Source organism: Ignavibacteriota bacterium, assembly GCA_019637995.1.
In the GTDB taxonomy this organism is placed as follows: Bacteria; Bacteroidota; Ignavibacteria; order Kapaibacteriales; family UBA2268; genus JANJTB01.
In genome coordinates this window covers 952,132-969,133 of sequence record JAHBUQ010000001.1, presented here as the reverse complement: position 1 = coordinate 969,133, position 17,002 = coordinate 952,132, and the positions used below count along the sequence as shown (strand labels likewise).

The window sequence follows — 17,002 nt, the reverse complement described above, 5'->3', positions numbered from 1 at the left end:
AATCTGTTAGATAAAATATGATATTCGTTAATATAGAAATATCGAATTGTATATTTTGAATTAAAAATAGAAATTTTCATTTTAAAATAATCAATTTTTTATTATATTGCAATTGACTTTTTGACAATTATGAAAAAAGTTTTTAGTACAAATAATGTACTACAAAAGGAGTGGAATATGAAAAGATTTTGCCTTTTATTGATAATAGCATTTTCGTTGTTTTCAAAAATGGATGCTCAGCAAGTCGAGTGGGCTGAATTGATTCGTGGATTCGATTGGGAGAGTTCAGCAGTGATTGATACAGATAATGATGGTAATATTTTTGTTGTCGGCTACTATTCATCAGATACACTTTATTTTAATAATGGTATCAAACTTATAAAGGACTGGAAGAACAGTTATTTCATAGCAAAGTATTCACCTGATGGGAAGTGCATTTGGGTTGATCGAATTTATATTTCAACTACGAGTATTGAATTATTTTTGGCTTCAGACAATGAAGGTAATTTCTATGTAAGCAGCAGATTTGAATCATCTGGCATGAAATTTAGTAATGGAGTTGAGCTCAAAGGAGAGGGTAATGACGATATATTCATTGAAAATTTGATACAGATGGTAAGTTGTTATGGGCTAAAACTATGGGAAGTAAATATGCTGACAACCCTACAAATTTAACAGTTGATAATGCAGGTAATGTAATATTAGCAGGAGAGTATATAAGTGACACTCTGCATATCGAAAATGAAAAATATACTAAAAATGGAGAATTAGGTCATTTTATAGCTAAATACAGTAAAAATGGCGACCTCATTTACACTAAAAACTTCACTTCAGCAGTTGAAAATGACAGTACAAATTCAGTATATATTCCTGCTATTAAGACTGACTCTGATAATAATATGAATGTTATCATGTCTTTTTCAAACTCGGTTATTATTGAAGATTCAATTAGTTTTGAAAATAAAAATGCTGTTAATAAATGGCTGATGGTAAGATATGATGAAAATGGAAAATTGCTGTGGGCAAAAACATTTGATTTTACAAAATTGGTAAATCATTCAGGCTTAGGAATTTCCGATTTTGATTTAGATGAATTAGGAAATTTTTATTTTGTTGGAAACATTTCAAATGGCAAAATACTTTTAGATAATGGTTTTGAAATAGATGCCGGATACAACGGAGCGTCATTCATAACAAAACACGATAGGGACGGTAAATGTATCTGGGCTGAGACAATTGCTGGTTCAGTAGGTGGTTTAGAATTTTCATACTTGAAAGCTCATAAAAATAGATGCTATGTTTATGGAAAAATACAGGAAGGGAAAAAATTCAATAGTAGAAAAGAAGAGATTTTAGGTTTAGATAAAAGGGGCATATTTATAATTCAAACCGAAGCAATAAGCAATATATCAAGAGCTTATGGAATTCCTGTACCAAAGTGGATTGCACCAAGAAGTTTTTGCATTGATAACAATGATAAGTTAATAATATCCGGCGATTTTACAGATTCTATTTCTTTTGGTGGTGATTTCACCTTTGATGTATCTTTAAATTTGGAAATTTTCATCGCTAAATTTGATATGACCACAACAGATGTTACTGAATATCAAAATAAGAATGAATTAGTTTTATTTCCCAATCCCACAAGCGATTTCATCACTATCCAAACTTCGGAAGTTTTGGAAACTTCCGAAGTTTCAAAAATTCAGATATTCGATGTGTTGGGAATAAAGGTAATGTCCGAATCAATACATCCTATGACTTCCAATCACCGGATGAATGTCAAGAAACTACCCGCAGGAGTGTATTTCATTAGAATTGGTACTCGTGTAGAGAAATTTGTGAAGATGTGAAGGAATCAATTCATCCGATGACTGCCAGTCATCGGATGAATGTAATGAGAGAAGTTTGAAAGAAGTAGAAAAAATTATGGAGAAAAATCATGAAGTATGTAGTATTTTTCGTTTTGTTTCTTGTTTCAATAAGTCTTAATTCTCAAACTGTTTGGGAACAGACAAATGGTCCATACTCCGGGCAACTGTCTTATATTACCAAAGATAAGCAGGGAAATTTATTTGCAATTTCTTCAAATTCCTTTTTGTTCCGTTCAAAAGATAATGGAAATAATTGGGAGAAAATTGCTTCAAAAATTTCTGCTATTGCTTTCGATTCGGATAATAATTATTATTTGGGAAATACTTCCGGAGGCATATCATTATTTGATACCAATATGAATTTTATTAAAATATTAAGAGAACCAAATTTTCTTGATATGGATGTTGAAAATATTGAAATTGATGCAAATGGGAATATTTATGCTAAATTATTTTATGGCGGATTGCACCTTTCTACCGACAAAGGACTAACGTGGAAAACGATTTATACCCGAAATTTTTCGCAAATTAGTTTTGATTCTAATAATGTTATAATTATGTCTTTTTACAGCAATGGTATAACCCGTTCAACAAATAACGGGAAAGACTGGTCTGGAATTATAATCAATGATGCTGAATTCAGGAGGGGCATATTTTATACTGCATATAATAAAATATTCAACAACTTTATTGCAGTTGGAATTGGAAATATTGTATATATATCAAACGACCTTGGCTTAACTTGGCTGCCTGTGGAAGACTCAATCCCAATTAATTATGTGACGGCTGTTATGATTGACGAAAATGGCGATGCATATATTACTGGTGATAGTTTAGTTTGTCGCTCGTCCGATGGTGGTAATACATGGATTATACTCGATGGATTTCCAAAAGTACTGTCTCAATCGCTTACAAATAAAGATGATTATATTTTTGCAGCTACCTGGAGTAATGGCGTAATATGTTATGATATTGCTAAAAATTCAGGAGAAAAAAAGAACATTGGGATTATTAATTCAAATGTGAATCAAATTGCTATTAGTCAAAAAGGTAATGTCTTTGCATCCACAACAAGCGGAATATTCCGAACGACAAATTCCGGAATCGAATGGGAGCAATTAGAATTACCAATAAGTTCGGATATTGAGAGTACAGCAATTTTATACTCAAAATCCGGTAATCTGTATGCTTCCAGTGAAATTGGTGTGCTTCTATCAAAAGATGAAGGTCAAACATGGAATATTATTGAAAATCTTGAAACTGACTCTGAAACAAATACTTGTTTTGCAGAATCTGACGACGGTAGAATTTATGCCAGTGGCAGATATTTGTATTATTCAGATGACAATGGAGTTTCTTGGCATACAATTGATTTGAATGTTTATCAAATTGTTTCAATTGCAACTTATCAGAACAAATATGTACTTGTTGGTACTTATCATGAAGGTGTTTATTTTTCTGATGACAATTGTAATTCATTTCGGAAACTACCTGTTGATGTACCTGAAAATTATGGTACTTTTGTCAATTTTAATGCTAATGGCGATTTGTTTATAAGTATGAATGCCTGGCAGGGTGGTGATGCGGTTTTCAGGTCTGTTGATTTCGGTAAAACTTTCACAACTCTTGATTCACCAAATGATGGTGTGAGATTCATGGAGATTGATAATAACAATATTCTATATTATTCAACTGGAAATAATCAGATTTATTTTTCTAAGGATAATGGTAACAAATGGCTCCCATTAAATGATACATCAATTGGTCGTATTATCATTACTGATATTACATTTGGAGATAATAATAATGCTTATATAGGAACAAAATATGATGGTGTTTTCAAATCCGATTTTCTGACAAAAGTAAATCATGAAGAAATTATAAATCCTTTTGATAATAGGATATTTCCTAACCCTGCAAGCGATTTCATCACAATTCAAACTTCGGAAGTTTTGGAAACTTCCGAAGTTTATAAAGTTCAAATTTTTGATGTACATGGAATTGAGGTAATGTCCGAAAAAATTCATCCGATGACTGCCAGTCATCGGATGAATGTAGAGAAACTACCCGCAGGAGTGTATTTCATTCGAATAGGAAATTATTCACAAAAATTTATGGTAGTGAGATGAGAAAAATTCATTATTTAATCGTAATATCAGTAATATTGTTATTGCAATGTTGTGATAATCCGACGGAACCATCAAAAATCAAGAGAATACTTCCTCTTGACAAGGGAAATATTTGGATTTATCAAGAATACGAAGTAAAGGGTGAGGATAGTTTAGTCAAATATAAAATGGATACAATAAAGGTATTGAGCGATACAATTATTGATGACTTTAGATTTTCTTATATAAAGTACTTTAGTCGAATATTTAGTTTCGGATATATAAATGACAGTTTACTTTCTTATGTTGACCCAAATTACAAATTAAACCATTACTTGATATACACGTATCCCTGTAATGTTGGTGATTTTTATTCATCGGATTTTGGTCTTTGCAAAGTTGAAAATATTGATACGACAATAACTGTTCGGGCTGGTAAATTTAGATGCATTAAGTACAAATTTTATGCTAGAATGGGCACAGGTCACGGATTCGATGATTATCATTATTGTTCACCAGGAGTTGGTTTAATTAAAATAGAGCATTTAGAGAATAGTCATTCACAAAAGGGCGTTTTTATCAAAAAATCTGAAAAAGAATTGATTAGTTATAATATCAAGGACTGAAATAATTAACAATAATATTCATTATATCTACTCGTTTATATTAGATATAAATATTAAGGAATTTTAAATATGCAAACTTTACAAAAAGATGAATTAGTAGCTGATTTACTTTCACTTTTACCAATTGAAAGATTAGAAATCATTGATAAGCTAATTACAAGTTTTGATTCTGATTCTCATGATGAAGTATCAATTTCCTGGGCGGTTGAATCTGAAAAAAGAATTGATTCTTACATCAAAGGTGATATTAAAGAAGTTGATTCCGAAATAGTTTTCAACAGATTAAAACTAACTTAAAAATGTATAAAGTTACATTTCTCGAACCTGCAGAAAACGAATTAAAGGAAGCCGTTCAATACTATAACAAGCAACTTGGCGAATTGGGAAACGAATTTGCAGAGGAAGTTAAAAAATCAATTAAACGTATTATTTATTTTCCATATCTATGGAAAAAGTTGTCTGATAGAACCCGAAAATGCCCATGTAAGCGATTTCCATATAATATTATTTACTTTATTGATAAGAAGAAAATTGTTATTGTTGCAATAATGCACTCTAAAAGAAAACCAGATTATTGGAAAAATAGAGTATAAATCAGGTGAATTCAATTTAGATATTTCATTCCAAACAAAAAATGGACTTAACCTCAAAAAGCCAAGTCCATTAATTTAAATTTTCAATTATCAATTATCAATTGTACTACATTCCTCTTCTATATTTTCCGCCAATTTCATATAGTACTTGAGTAATTTGTCCCATAGTTGCGTATTGAACTGTATTTAATAGTTCTTCAAAAATGTTGCCATTTTTCAGTGCAGTTGTACGTAAGCGGTCAAGAGCAGATTCTAAATTAGCTTCATTTTTAGATTTGAAAGCATTAACTTCATTGATTCTCTGCCGTTTCTCATCATCACTTGTACGTATAACCTGCATAGATTCATAAGGATTACTCTCACTTTCATTCAGATAAGTATTCACGCCGATTATAGGATATTCGCCCGTCTGCTTTTGGAATTCATAATACATAGATTCTTCCTGAATTTTCGAGCGTTGATATTGTGTTTCCATAGCACCAAGAACTCCACCACGCCTTGAAAGACGGTTAAATTCCATCAGTACAGCTTCTTCCACCAAATCAGTTAATTCTTCGATAATAAATGAACCTTGGTTTGGATTCTCATTTTTCAGCATACCAAATTCTTTTGAAAGGATAAGCTGAATTGCCATTGAGCGTCTTACTGACTCTTCCGTTGGAGTTGTAACTGCCTCATCATAAGAATTTGTATGCAGTGAATTACAATTATCATAGAACGCAAGTAAGCCCTGTAATGTGGTACGAATATCGTTAAAATCAATTTCCTGAGCGTGAAGCGACCTGCCGGAAGTCTGAATGTGATACTTTAATCTCTGACTTTTATCATTTGCACCATAGCGATATTTCATAGCTACAGCCCAAATTCTTCGGGCAACTCGCCCTATTACAGAATATTCAGGATCCATACCATTTGAGAAGAAGAAGGACAAATTCGGTGCAAATTCATCAACTTTAAGCCCGCGATTAAGGAAATATTCCACGTAAGTAAATCCGTTAGCAAGTGTAAAAGCAAGCTGTGTAATTGGATTAGCACCGGCTTCCGCAATATGATAACCGCTAATTGATAAAGAATAATAATTCATTATGCGATTTTTAGATAAGTACTCCTGCAAGTCGCCAATCATTTTCATTGCAAAATCAATTGAGAAAATAATTGTATTCTGCGCCTGGTCCTCTTTCAGCATATCCGCCTGAACAGTTCCGCGAATTTTTCGGAAAGTATCAATTTTCAGCTGTTCAATTTCAGGATCAGTTAGTAATTTTCCACTTGATTTCACTTTTTCAAGCTCGCGACGAAATGCAGTCATAAAGAAGAATGCAACCATTATCGGAGCAGGTGCATTTATCGTCATTGATACTGATGTTAGTGGATGTATCAAGTCAAATCCTCTCATCAGAACATTCATATCATCAATATTGCAAATCGAAACGCCGGCTTCGCCTATTTTTCCGTAAATATCCGGCTGAACAGCAGGGTCTTCGGCATAAAGTGTGATTCCGTCAAAAGCAGTTGATAATCTCTTTGCAGAATCATTTGCACATAAATAATGGAATCGCTTGTTAGTTCTTTCCGGACTGCCCTCGCCGGCAAATTGCCTCTTCGGGTCTTCAGTAGTACGCTTGAATGGAAATACTCCGGCTGTATAAGGAAATGAACCCGGAAGATTTTCAAAATAATAAAATTTAAGCAAATTTGCCCAATCATCATATTTTGGAAGGGCAACTTTCGGAATCATCGAACCGGAAAGCGATTTTGTATAAAGATTAATACAAAATTCCTTACCCATAATTGTGTAATTCAGCTCTTCACGGCTCATATCATCTTTGACCTGAGTCCATGATTCTAAAAATTTTCTGGAATCTTCACTTAATTCATTATATTTTTTATCAAATTCTTTTTGAACTTCATCCTTAATCTGTGAATTTTCAATTATCTCCGCAGAAGTTTTTAAACTATTCGCATATTTTGCAATCTGAACCTGCTCTAAAGCACGATTTTTATAATTTCTTACAGTTTCTGAAATTTCGGATAGATAGGAAACTCTGTCATGGCTGATTAATCCGTTGTACCTGTCAAATTTTGTGGGTAACATTGAGATTAAATCTTCTTTCACATTAACAGCAGGATTATTTTCTCTCACTAAATTCAGCATATCACGGAAAAGGCGATTAACCCCCGGATTGTTGAACTGATTACTTGAGCAAGCATATACCGGAAGTTCGAGCTCATCAAGCGGAATAGTTTTATCTACTTTCAGATTGCGGTTGCGGAGGAAATGAATTTTCACCTCACGGTATGCATCTTCAGAGCCACGCTTTTCGAATTTATTGATTGCCACAAAATCAGCTAAATCAAGCATGTCAATTTTTTCAAGCTGCGAAGGAGCCCCAAATTCTGAAGTCATCACATATAAAGATTTATCGGAGATTCCTGTGATATTGCTATCGCCTTGTCCAATTCCGCTGGTTTCAACAATAATAATATCATAACCGCATGACTTGAGAGCAAGTACTGAATCATTTAATCCAAGTGAAATTTCGGTTTTACTTTTACGTGTTGCAAAACTGCGGAAGTAAACTCTTTCATTAAAAGTTTGATTATAACGGATTCTATCACCAAGTAAAGCGCCGCCCGTTGTGGATTTCGAAGGGTCAACTGCAAGAACACCAATTTTTGCATCAGTAAAAGACAAAAATTTACCAATCACCTCGTCAATTAAAGAGCTTTTACCACTACCACCTGTACCTGTAACTCCAAAAACAAGAGATTTATTTTTATCATATTTTTTATATAATTCTCTTAAATTGCTGCGAAGAATTTCATCATCATTATCTTCAATTACAGTTAATTGCTTGGAAATTGTCAAAGGATTTTCACAATTATTTGCAGAAATTAACTCCTCAGAAATTTCAATATTTTTTCTGCTTTCTTCGATGTTTTTTGTAATTCTTGCGATAATATCATCTGCAATACCGTCAATTCCAATTTTCTGACCATCAACAGCGTGATAAATTCGAGTTACTCCATAATTTTCAAGTGCTTCAATTTCAGAAGGAAGAATCACACCACCGCCACCGCCAAACACCAAAATATTCGGAGCGCCGGATTCTTTAAGCAAATCAACCATATATCTGAAATATTCGTTATGCCCACCCTGATAAGAACTTACCAAAATTGCATCCACATCTTCCTGCAATGCGACTGTAACAACTTCTTTTACACTACGGTTATGACCTATATGAACAACCTCAGCACCACGCTTTTGCAATAACCTTCTGAACAAATTTACTGATACATCATGCCCGTCAAACAATGCCGCCGCTGTTACTACTCTAATCTTATGCATTCTTTCTCCGCTTATCCTAAAAATTATTTCAACAAACTGCGTGAAATCACAAGACGCTGAATTTCGCTTGTACCTTCATAAATTTCGCAAATTTTTGCATCACGATAATAACGCTCAACATTGAAATCTTCAGTATAGCCGTAGCCACCATGAATCTGAATAGCACGGTTTGCACAGAACATAGCAACTTCAGATGAGTCGAGCTTAGCCATAGCTGCCTCGCGGTTATAATCAAGACCTTCCTGTTTCATTTTTGCAGCTCGCCAGGTCAATAGCCAAGCAGCTTCGTAGCGAACCCACATATCTGCAATCATCCATTGAATAGCTTGGAAATTTGCAATCGGCTGGTCAAATTGGTAGCGTTCTTTAGCATATTTAATCGAATCTTCAATTGCAGCTCGGGCTATTCCAAGTCCTTGTGCAGCAATACCAATACGACCACCATCAAGCGTAGTCATTGCAACTTTGAATCCCTTATTTAGCTCGCCAAGCATATTTGAAGGCGGAACCACAACATTTTCAAGAATAATTTCTGTTGTTGATGATGAGCGGATACCAAGCTTTTGTTCTACTTTGCCGATTTTGTAACCCGGAGTTTCCTTTTCAACTATGAATGCAGTAACTCCGCGAGTTTTTAATGATGGTTCAGTTGAGGCAATCAGTACAAAAATGTCAGCTTCTTTACCATTTGTAGCAAATAATTTTGAGCCGTTTAATACCCAGTTTGTACCGTCAAATTTTGCTGTAGTCTGAGTTGCACCTGAATCAGAACCGGCATTTGATTCCGTCAATGAAAATGAACCAATTTTTTGACCGCTAAGCAATCCGGGTAAATATTTTTGTTTTTGTTCTTCAGTTCCGAATCTGTAAATCGGGTCGCAAACAAGGGATGAATGTGCCGATACAATCACACCTGTCGAGGCGCACCAGCGGGATAATTCTTCAACTGTAAGGAAGTACGAAACAAAATCCATACCTGCACCACCATATTCATCCGGGAATGCAACACCCATAAGCCCCATTTCACCGGCTTCTGCAATAATATCAGCAGGAAATCTGTGGTTTCTTTCATTTTCAGCAGCTACAGGAGCTATTTTTTCTTTACCGAATTTTGCGACAAGGTCTTTTAGCATTAATTGCTCTTCAGTTAGAAGATAGTTCATTTTTTGACTCCGATATAAATATTATGATATATGTAAATTAATCAATGTATAACTATTAAATCGGTCAGATATTTTATAAGAATAATATTTTAAAATATTTTTATTATAAATCATTTTAAACTTGGTAGATTGATAAAATATTTTTACTTTGGTGCAGGACTTATTTGTTAAATTTATAAAAAGGTTTTATGATGAGTTATTTTAAATCTTCCAAGTGCAATATATATATATATATATATTGCTAAGCATAACTGTAATATCATGCTCTGATTCTGACAAGTCTGTTAATCAAAATTTTGACGGACAGCCTTTATCTTTTGGCGGGTCATACAATAATTTGTGGAACCCTGTTAATCCATACGATTCTATTGGCTATATGCATAATGAAATTGGTGATTATGTAATTAATCAATACGTAAGTTCTACTGGTGCTGCTTCATTTGGTAGTTCAGTAACTACTCACATAAGTAATTATTGTGATTCGGTTTATTCAATTACAGTACTTCCAGCAGCATTGATTTCTTCAAATGAAGCACATTTTCAACTTATAATTGATGCAATTGATTCTAATCAAACTTTTGAAGAATATTTGTATGAACAATTTTCAAGCAACATTGCATATTCTTTAAATCAATTATTTCAAACTATGGCTACTTGTTCAACTTCTAATCAAGTTGATGCTACAATTAATCAAATAAAATTACTTGAGAATTCAGTATCTTCAAATTTAACTTATTCTCAACATGAGAAAAAAGTTGTTTTCTCAGCTACTGCAGTATCAAAATTTAGTTTAGTATATTGGGATGATGCTATTAATAATCCTAATAATGGGTGGAATATCTGGAAAGAAGATTACGATAATGAAGAAAATCCTGAATGGATAGGTTGGTATACCGCAGCGGGTGCGACCATAATGGATGCATTGACTGCTGCAAAGGCAATTGATGATGGTTCACCAGTTCCAGTTGTTGCATACCGTTCTTTACTAGCTTCTTATGGGGTTGCAGTTGGTAATCTAGGAGGGGTTATTGGTGCTGTGGTGGTTGCAGTAACAACGATCCTTAGTTGGCTTGGATTTTAGAATATTAATTATTAGCTAATATTTCAAATCTATTGTAACTACTCAGTCAAAATTATCAAATATTCTATTTATATTATTGCCAATGTAATATTTTAATTGTAAATATGTTGTTATTCACAAAATTTTGCATTTATATTTTTATTTGCGTACTGCTATAGCGGTTGCGGAATACAGTAACAAAGGGCTTTATCCCTTTGAAAAACGATACTTCTGAGTAGTTACATTTTAATATGTATTATTTTGATACCCTGCTGTTTACTGCGGGATGATTAATTTGATAAGAATTTTAAATGAATTGTTGGAGACAGTATTTATGAAATTTCTAATTTTTGTTTTGCTCTTATCTTCTAGAGCAGTTTTAAGCTCTGATTGGACAAATGTTCACACGGGACCTGACTCAATATCCGCTTTTGTCCATTTTGAGGACAAAGTGTTACTTTTCAATGTGGGTGGCAAAATAACGGAAGTTGACTTAAATGATTTTAGTTCTAAGGTCATTAATATCCAAGACAGATGGATTTTCTCTTCATTTAGTAATAATAATGATATTTATATGTCCGTTTTACATCCATCGGGGACAATGCCATCAATTCTAAAATCAACAGATAACGGTTTAAATTGGTCAGAATTTTTAAATGATTTTGGTGGGAATATAATTTTTATAACAGGATATGAATTTTTTGGAAACGATACATGCATTTTTGTAGGTAGTGATTTAAATCAAAACAGTTTCATATCTTTCACTTATGATGGCGGACTAACAAGTAATTATCTTAAATTAAACAATGTAAAAATATTAAACTCAATTTCAAAAGCTAATAGTGAATTATTTATTGGCAGTGGAAACGGACAAGTCTTAACATCGACTGATTTCGGTAAAAATTGGAAAGAAGTTGATTATTTCAATCAAAATAATAGTTCTGCAGTTAGGAATATTAAATTTGAAGGTAGTATTGGTATAGTATCAAACCAGAACGGTGAGATATATAAGTCTGAAGATTATGGAGAAAACTGGCGAAAAGTTGAAACAGGATTATCTGGTAATTTCTCATTTTTTAATACAAATTTTATTGATAACAAAATTATTATCTCAGGGAAAAATAATACTACTAACGTTGGGATATTACTTTTTTCAAATGATTCAGGTAATACATGGAATATATTATTTGAAAGTGACGAAGGTTTTCGGGGTACTTTTATACATCAAAATTTCCTTTATTGTATTTCAAATCATCGGAATTTATGGCAGGCTGATTTTAATACAGTATCTGTTGAAAATGAAGTTATAAATAATTCAATTGAAATGTTGTCAATCGTTGTTGACAACAGAATTTTGAATACAAACATAAATATTGAATATGAATTATTAAACAATTTAATTGTTACAGATATTCTCGGAAATAATATAGGAAATGATAATTTTAAAGTATTATCACAACATCCATTATCTATTGATATTAAAAGTAATGTGCTAAGCGGTGTATATTTCTTGAGGATTAACAGCGGTACAACCAATAAAGTTATCAAGTTTTTAGTTTTGTAAATGAAATACAATTATTTAAAATTTCATGATTTGGAGTGGATAAAGATGTTGAAAAAATTATTATTTGTAAGCAAACTTGTGTTTGCAATCATTTTATTATTCTCACAAGCGGAGTCTTTATCTCAAACTGATACTATACGGATAAATCAATCACCATTTAGTGTAGGATTCTCGTTTGGATATACAGGAATACCTAACAATTCTCCCCTGACTTCCGATATCGTTGGTACCAATATCGTCAATGGAATGTCATTTGGAATTCTTTTTGAATACAAATTTAAATATTCAAAAGTAAAATTACAATTCTTATCAGAATCTAACTTTATGAACTTTGAAAAAAATGGCAAAGAGAACTACGAATCTATTAGTTTCAATACAATAGGTATTAAGTTTCCTGTTAAGATTTTATATTTTTCAACATCAGTTGGAATAATGACAGGTAGAGAAACTCAATTTATTAGGTCATTTTATATCGGTCATGAATTTTTTAATGAGAAAAATAGATCATTTTTTATTCAAATTGGTGGAGCAGAAACCGATTTTAAGGATGTTTTCCTGAAGATTAGTTTTGGTACTAATTTTAATTTATAAAACATAGAATTACAAAATATGATTCCTTTTAAATTTAGAAATTCAAAAGTATAATCAAATTCATTTTCACTTTTGATATTAAATTATCAGGTAATTCACCAATTTTTTTGATTAACATTTTATTATCAATTGCACGAATTTGGTCAATCATAATATCACTATTTTTATTCAGTCCTGTTGTATTATGAGGTATATTCACCCTTAATATTTTAGAGTCAGGTTCAACATTTGTTGTAATTGGACAAATAATAGTTGATGGATGCGGAATTTTATTAAGCAAATTTGTTTGTATGATTAGTACAGGTCTTGTCTTTCCCGGTTCTGTTCCCATTTGTGGGTTCAAATCTGCAAGCCAGATTTCAAACTGTTTAGTCAACATAATCCAACTCACTAAATTCTCCCAAAACTTTCATTGATTCTGAACTGACAAGTTTCGACTCTTTTTCCAATTCGATTTCGAGGATTTGTCTCTTTTGGAAATCATTATAGAATCTAATTGCATCGTTGATATATCTGTTTCTTGATATTTTGAAATTGGCTAATACTGATTCTAAATCATCATATATAGAATTGTCTATTTTTAGTGATACTGTTTTCATATTAAAATCTTATACTATTTAGTAATATCTTATATTGATATAACTTTACATATAAAAATATATTGTATTTATAGTTTAGATAAAAATGTGCTTTAAAATAAAATCTCAAAATATGTGTTTAATTATCAAAAAAATATTTTTTCTTTTGTGATTTCAAAAAATTAATATACTTTTGTATATTCTTTTTTCAAATATATTGAAGTACAAATATGAACAGTTTCTAATACTTACAAAATTCTTGTTGTATAATTTATTTTTGGAGTATTTTATGTTCAGCTCTCTTAAAATCAAAGCAATCAGCCTCACAATTGCTTGCCTCTTTTTTATTGCATTATCTATGGGTCAAAATGCAATGTCGCAAACTTCCACTGACAAGTATTTGGAAACAACTCCCATCAATGAAAATTCCCCATATTATTTGGGAGTATTTGGTGGATATAACGGACTATTTACAGGTACAAGATTGACTGAAAGTGCTACGGGTACGGATTTTATACATGGTTCATCAATTGGATTTTCTTTCGATTACAAACTACCCAAAACAATTTCATATATTCAGGTTTTGACAGAAGGTACACGTATGAATTTTAAGACAGATGAAGGCGATAATTTTCAATCACTGCGATTTACTACTATTGGTCTTAAATTTCATCCTAAAAAAATTGAAAATTTGTATATGACTATTGGAGGTGGTATCATGACCGGCTCTGACATTAGTACTCAAATGATAATGTCAATGAATTTGGGTTACAACATAATCAATGATATAAATAAATCCATATTTGTTCAAATTGGCTTTTACTCGACAGATTTTCAGGACAATTTTGTTACATTTAGATTTGGAGTTAGATTGAATTTGTAATTGGTAGTCAGTCTTTTATGAATAGAAAGTCCGGTAATAATAATTGCCGGACTTTTATATTTTCAATATCTGTACGCCCAATCGGCACAACAATCGTAATCATTATCCCAACCGAAACTTCTTCCATTTCTCAATAACTTAACGGATTTAAAATAATCAATATTTTTTAGTGGTTGTGCCATTCCTTTAAATTCGAGTATTTTTTCAAAATCAAGAATTTTTGATGTATTATCATCAAAAGATACTTTCAGTAGATAATTTTCTATGTGAGATATGTTTGTAATTTTTATCATTTTTATTTTAATGGGGTTATCTTAATTGGTTGTAAAGAATTTCTCAATAAATTCCAATTCTCTAATAATTCGACATTATGTATGTTAATCCAAGATTTTTACAAGTTTAATAGCAGTTCGTGGTAAATTACCCTCAATAATACAATTACCCTGAATATCAAAAATTGCTTCAAACTCACCGTATTCAGCATGTAAATGTGGTGGATTGTGGTCGTTGAAATTCATCGTTATTATAATTCCAAAAAAACGTGATATTTCCGGCATTTGTATATCTCTACTTACTATACATATTCAAACAAATATTAACGAAATTATTTCTTTTAAATTGCAATTTCTTGATTTAAAATACAGATTTTTCACAAGCAATTTGTTAATATTTTAAACAATATTTATTGAATTAATCGTTACTTTTATATTATCAAATTACAAAGTAATACCTATGGCTGAAAGCACAAATAAAGCTATAGATTTAGTCAAAAAACTAGTTGAACAAATTGAGCAATCACAGATTAAAATTGTTGAAGCTTTTCTTTTTGGGAGTTATGCTAAAGGCACTTATAATGAATGGAGCGACATTGATGTTGCTCTTATTTCAGATGATTTTGTTGGAAATAGATTTCTTGATTTAAAAAAAATTGCCGGTGCCACTTTAAAAACAAGCATTGATATTCAACCACATACATTTCGTAAGAATGATTTTAATTCCGATAATCCAATAGTTGAAGAGATTTTGAGAAGCGGAATTAAGATTGTGTAAAAGATATTATTCCACTTAAGCCAGCATAATGAAATTCAAATTTATATTAACATTGAACCACTAAATTTCTTAATCAATCGTTTATACTTAGTCTAATGCTTTTGCATTAATATTTATTTACCACAAGGTTTTTTACTTGACAAAGAAAAATGAAACAATTGTTTCAAAAATAGAATCTAAAATAGAGTTTAAATCTCTTAATTTAATCGAACCGATTTTAAAAGCAATTCAGGAAGAAGGTTATACAAATCCCACGCCAATTCAAACACAGTCTATCCCTAAAGTTTTAGAAGGGAAAGATTTGCTTGGTTGTGCACAGACAGGTACCGGTAAAACTGCAGCTTTTGCGATACCGATATTACAATTATTGAGCAACACCAAACCACACGGTTCAAAAAGAAAAATCCGAAGTCTGATTGTTACTCCTACACGTGAACTTGCAATACAGATTGATGAAAGTTTCAAAGCTTATGGCAGGCATACAGGTTTGGTCAGCACAGTAATATTTGGTGGCGTTAAACAAACACCTCAAACTAATGTACTCCAGCGTGGTGTTGATATACTGATTGCCACTCCCGGCAGACTTTTAGACCTGCTAAATCAAGGATTCCTGACTCTAAAGCATGTAGAAATTTTCGTACTTGACGAAGCAGACCGTATGCTTGATATGGGTTTTATTCACGATATCAGGAAATTGCTGACTTTACTTCCTAAACAAAGGCAATCACTGTTTTTCTCAGCGACTATGCCACCTGAAATTGTAAATCTTGCCGGCTCTATCTTGCAGAAACCGGTAAAAGTATCAGTTACTCCGGCATCATCAACAGTTGATATCATCAAGCAATCTGTGTATTTTGTTGACAAGGTAAATAAAAACGCTCTGTTATTGAATATTTTGAAAGATACGAATATTAAAACGGCATTGGTTTTCACTAATACCAAGCACGGTGCTGATAAAGTTGTAAAAATTCTTCAAAATCACAACATAGCCGCAGAAGCAATTCACGGGAATAAAGCTCAGAATGCCAGGCAGCGGGCTTTAGCAAATTTTAAATCACAAACAACACGTGTTTTAGTTGCAACCGACATTGCCGCCCGTGGAATTGATGTTGATGATTTGGAATATGTAATCAATTATGAAATGTCGAACATTCCGGAAACTTACGTTCACAGAATTGGCAGAACAGGCAGAGCAGGAGCAAAAGGAACTTCATACTCATTTTGTGACGCATTGGAAAAGGAACATCTGCGTAATGTTGAAAAGCTTATTTCAAAGAATATTCCTGTTGTTGAAGACCATCCATTCCCTTTGATGAATCTCAAGCCCGAAAAACCTGTTAAACAGCAGCGTGGAAGACCTAACAATGCGAGACCTAGTGCTAATCATGCACCTGTTGCAGGAAGAAGTAGTAATTCAGCAAAGAGCTATGGTAGGCAAAGTAATTCGAGATAATTTGCAGATTCAAAAAAATTAATTTTAAAAAGTCCGGTATTGAACAAAATATCGGACTTTTTTAATATGTATATGCCCAATCGGCATTTGTTAATTTTCTTGTCGGTGAA

General features: G+C 32.3%; 17 protein-coding genes and 1 pseudogene. 12 read left to right on the top strand and 6 right to left on the bottom strand.

The genetic code is table 11. The features are described 5' to 3' along the window. Window positions 1-177: 177 nt before the first annotated feature. From KF896_03850 to KF896_03825, 6 genes are all read left to right on the top strand, one after another. On the top strand, window positions 178-675 hold the full coding sequence (locus tag KF896_03850) for a hypothetical protein (GenBank protein MBX3042830.1): 498 nt from the start codon (window positions 178-180) through the stop codon (window positions 673-675). Next, on the top strand, window positions 639-1,853 hold the full coding sequence (locus KF896_03845; GenBank protein MBX3042829.1) for a T9SS type A sorting domain-containing protein: 1,215 nt from the start codon (window positions 639-641) through the stop codon (window positions 1,851-1,853). The genes KF896_03850 and KF896_03845 overlap by 37 nt, the downstream gene beginning before the upstream one ends. Before the next feature lie 89 nt (window positions 1,854-1,942). Continuing rightward, window positions 1,943-4,003, top strand: coding sequence for a T9SS type A sorting domain-containing protein (locus tag KF896_03840; protein ID MBX3042828.1), 2,061 nt, complete (start codon window positions 1,943-1,945; stop codon window positions 4,001-4,003). Beyond that, window positions 4,000-4,608, top strand: a complete 609-nt coding sequence (locus KF896_03835; GenBank protein ID MBX3042827.1) for a hypothetical protein — start codon at window positions 4,000-4,002, stop codon at window positions 4,606-4,608. The genes KF896_03840 and KF896_03835 overlap by 4 nt, the downstream gene beginning before the upstream one ends. A 69-nt stretch (window positions 4,609-4,677) precedes the next feature. After that, window positions 4,678-4,905 carry an addiction module protein gene (locus KF896_03830; GenBank protein ID MBX3042826.1) on the top strand — a complete coding sequence of 76 codons (228 nt, stop codon included), beginning with the start codon at window positions 4,678-4,680 and terminating at the stop codon, window positions 4,903-4,905. A 2-nt stretch (window positions 4,906-4,907) separates the two neighbouring features. Next, window positions 4,908-5,201: a type II toxin-antitoxin system RelE/ParE family toxin gene (locus tag KF896_03825; GenBank protein ID MBX3042825.1), complete on the top strand. Its 294-nt coding sequence runs from the start codon at window positions 4,908-4,910 to the stop codon at window positions 5,199-5,201. Window positions 5,202-5,307: 106 nt separating this feature from the next. Here the strand turns inward: KF896_03825 and KF896_03820 are convergent, their stop codons facing one another. Further along, entirely contained in the window at window positions 5,308-8,550 is a 3,243-nt protein-coding gene (locus KF896_03820; GenBank protein ID MBX3042824.1) for a methylmalonyl-CoA mutase family protein, read from the bottom strand. Between the two features lie 23 nt (window positions 8,551-8,573). Beyond that, window positions 8,574-9,713: an acyl-CoA dehydrogenase gene (locus KF896_03815; protein MBX3042823.1), complete on the bottom strand. Its 1,140-nt coding sequence runs from the start codon at window positions 9,711-9,713 to the stop codon at window positions 8,574-8,576. Window positions 9,714-9,951: 238 nt separating this feature from the next. On the opposite strand from KF896_03815, the gene KF896_03810 reads away from it, so the two are divergent. The 3 genes from KF896_03810 to KF896_03800 all read left to right on the top strand — a co-directional run bounded on the left by KF896_03810 (window position 9,952) and on the right by KF896_03800 (window position 12,928). Continuing rightward, complete coding sequence (locus KF896_03810) at window positions 9,952-10,794, top strand: hypothetical protein (protein ID MBX3042822.1); 843 nt, start codon at window positions 9,952-9,954, stop codon at window positions 10,792-10,794. Between the two features lie 313 nt (window positions 10,795-11,107). After that, a complete protein-coding gene (locus KF896_03805; protein ID MBX3042821.1) occupies window positions 11,108-12,337 on the top strand; it encodes a hypothetical protein in 1,230 nt (409 codons plus the stop codon). A 45-nt stretch (window positions 12,338-12,382) separates the two neighbouring features. Next, the gene (locus tag KF896_03800; protein ID MBX3042820.1) at window positions 12,383-12,928 is read left to right on the top strand and encodes a hypothetical protein; all 546 of its coding nucleotides are present in this window, start codon (window positions 12,383-12,385) and stop codon (window positions 12,926-12,928) included. Between the two features lie 34 nt (window positions 12,929-12,962). On the opposite strand, the gene KF896_03795 is transcribed toward KF896_03800, so the two are convergent. Together KF896_03795 and KF896_03790 are read right to left on the bottom strand one after the other, a co-directional pair. Beyond that, window positions 12,963-13,307, bottom strand: coding sequence for a type II toxin-antitoxin system PemK/MazF family toxin (locus KF896_03795; GenBank protein ID MBX3042819.1), 345 nt, complete (start codon window positions 13,305-13,307; stop codon window positions 12,963-12,965). Next, complete coding sequence (locus KF896_03790; GenBank protein MBX3042818.1) at window positions 13,297-13,527, bottom strand: hypothetical protein; 231 nt, start codon at window positions 13,525-13,527, stop codon at window positions 13,297-13,299. The genes KF896_03795 and KF896_03790 overlap by 11 nt, the downstream gene beginning before the upstream one ends. Before the next feature lie 268 nt (window positions 13,528-13,795). On the opposite strand from KF896_03790, the gene KF896_03785 reads away from it, so the two are divergent. Further along, complete coding sequence (locus KF896_03785; GenBank protein ID MBX3042817.1) at window positions 13,796-14,389, top strand: hypothetical protein; 594 nt, start codon at window positions 13,796-13,798, stop codon at window positions 14,387-14,389. Window positions 14,390-14,451: 62 nt separating this feature from the next. Here KF896_03785 and KF896_03780 read toward each other — a convergent pair whose 3' ends face one another. Together KF896_03780 and KF896_03775 are read right to left on the bottom strand one after the other, a co-directional pair. Further along, window positions 14,452-14,682, bottom strand: a complete 231-nt coding sequence (locus KF896_03780; GenBank protein ID MBX3042816.1) for a DUF2442 domain-containing protein — start codon at window positions 14,680-14,682, stop codon at window positions 14,452-14,454. A 2-nt stretch (window positions 14,683-14,684) separates the two neighbouring features. Beyond that, a pseudogene (locus KF896_03775) lies at window positions 14,685-14,946 on the bottom strand (DUF4160 domain-containing protein). A 175-nt stretch (window positions 14,947-15,121) separates the two neighbouring features. Here KF896_03775 and KF896_03770 point away from each other — a divergent pair. Together KF896_03770 and KF896_03765 are read left to right on the top strand one after the other, a co-directional pair. Beyond that, window positions 15,122-15,439, top strand: coding sequence for a nucleotidyltransferase domain-containing protein (locus tag KF896_03770; protein MBX3042815.1), 318 nt, complete (start codon window positions 15,122-15,124; stop codon window positions 15,437-15,439). Between the two features lie 181 nt (window positions 15,440-15,620). Further along, a complete protein-coding gene (locus tag KF896_03765; GenBank protein ID MBX3042814.1) occupies window positions 15,621-16,892 on the top strand; it encodes a DEAD/DEAH box helicase in 1,272 nt (423 codons plus the stop codon). Window positions 16,893-17,002: the final 110 nt, after the last annotated feature.

What these genes read in the sequence shown, in the direction of transcription:
- KF896_03850 (MBX3042830.1), top strand. Translation starts at nt 178, where the DNA reads ATGAAAAGATTTTGCCTTTTATTGATAATAGCATTTTCGTTGTTTTCA.
- KF896_03845 (MBX3042829.1), top strand. Translation starts at nt 639, where the DNA reads ATGGGAAGTAAATATGCTGACAACCCTACAAATTTAACAGTTGATAAT.
- KF896_03840 (MBX3042828.1), top strand. Translation starts at nt 1,943, where the DNA reads ATGAAGTATGTAGTATTTTTCGTTTTGTTTCTTGTTTCAATAAGTCTT.
- KF896_03835 (MBX3042827.1), top strand. Translation starts at nt 4,000, where the DNA reads ATGAGAAAAATTCATTATTTAATCGTAATATCAGTAATATTGTTATTG.
- KF896_03830 (MBX3042826.1), top strand. Translation starts at nt 4,678, where the DNA reads ATGCAAACTTTACAAAAAGATGAATTAGTAGCTGATTTACTTTCACTT.
- KF896_03825 (MBX3042825.1), top strand. Translation starts at nt 4,908, where the DNA reads ATGTATAAAGTTACATTTCTCGAACCTGCAGAAAACGAATTAAAGGAA.
- KF896_03820 (MBX3042824.1), bottom strand. Translation starts at nt 8,550, where the DNA reads ATGCATAAGATTAGAGTAGTAACAGCGGCGGCATTGTTTGACGGGCAT.
- KF896_03815 (MBX3042823.1), bottom strand. Translation starts at nt 9,713, where the DNA reads ATGAACTATCTTCTAACTGAAGAGCAATTAATGCTAAAAGACCTTGTC.
- KF896_03805 (MBX3042821.1), top strand. Translation starts at nt 11,108, where the DNA reads ATGAAATTTCTAATTTTTGTTTTGCTCTTATCTTCTAGAGCAGTTTTA.
- KF896_03800 (MBX3042820.1), top strand. Translation starts at nt 12,383, where the DNA reads ATGTTGAAAAAATTATTATTTGTAAGCAAACTTGTGTTTGCAATCATT.
- KF896_03795 (MBX3042819.1), bottom strand. Translation starts at nt 13,307, where the DNA reads ATGTTGACTAAACAGTTTGAAATCTGGCTTGCAGATTTGAACCCACAA.
- KF896_03790 (MBX3042818.1), bottom strand. Translation starts at nt 13,527, where the DNA reads ATGAAAACAGTATCACTAAAAATAGACAATTCTATATATGATGATTTA.
- KF896_03785 (MBX3042817.1), top strand. Translation starts at nt 13,796, where the DNA reads ATGTTCAGCTCTCTTAAAATCAAAGCAATCAGCCTCACAATTGCTTGC.
- KF896_03780 (MBX3042816.1), bottom strand. Translation starts at nt 14,682, where the DNA reads ATGATAAAAATTACAAACATATCTCACATAGAAAATTATCTACTGAAA.
- KF896_03770 (MBX3042815.1), top strand. Translation starts at nt 15,122, where the DNA reads ATGGCTGAAAGCACAAATAAAGCTATAGATTTAGTCAAAAAACTAGTT.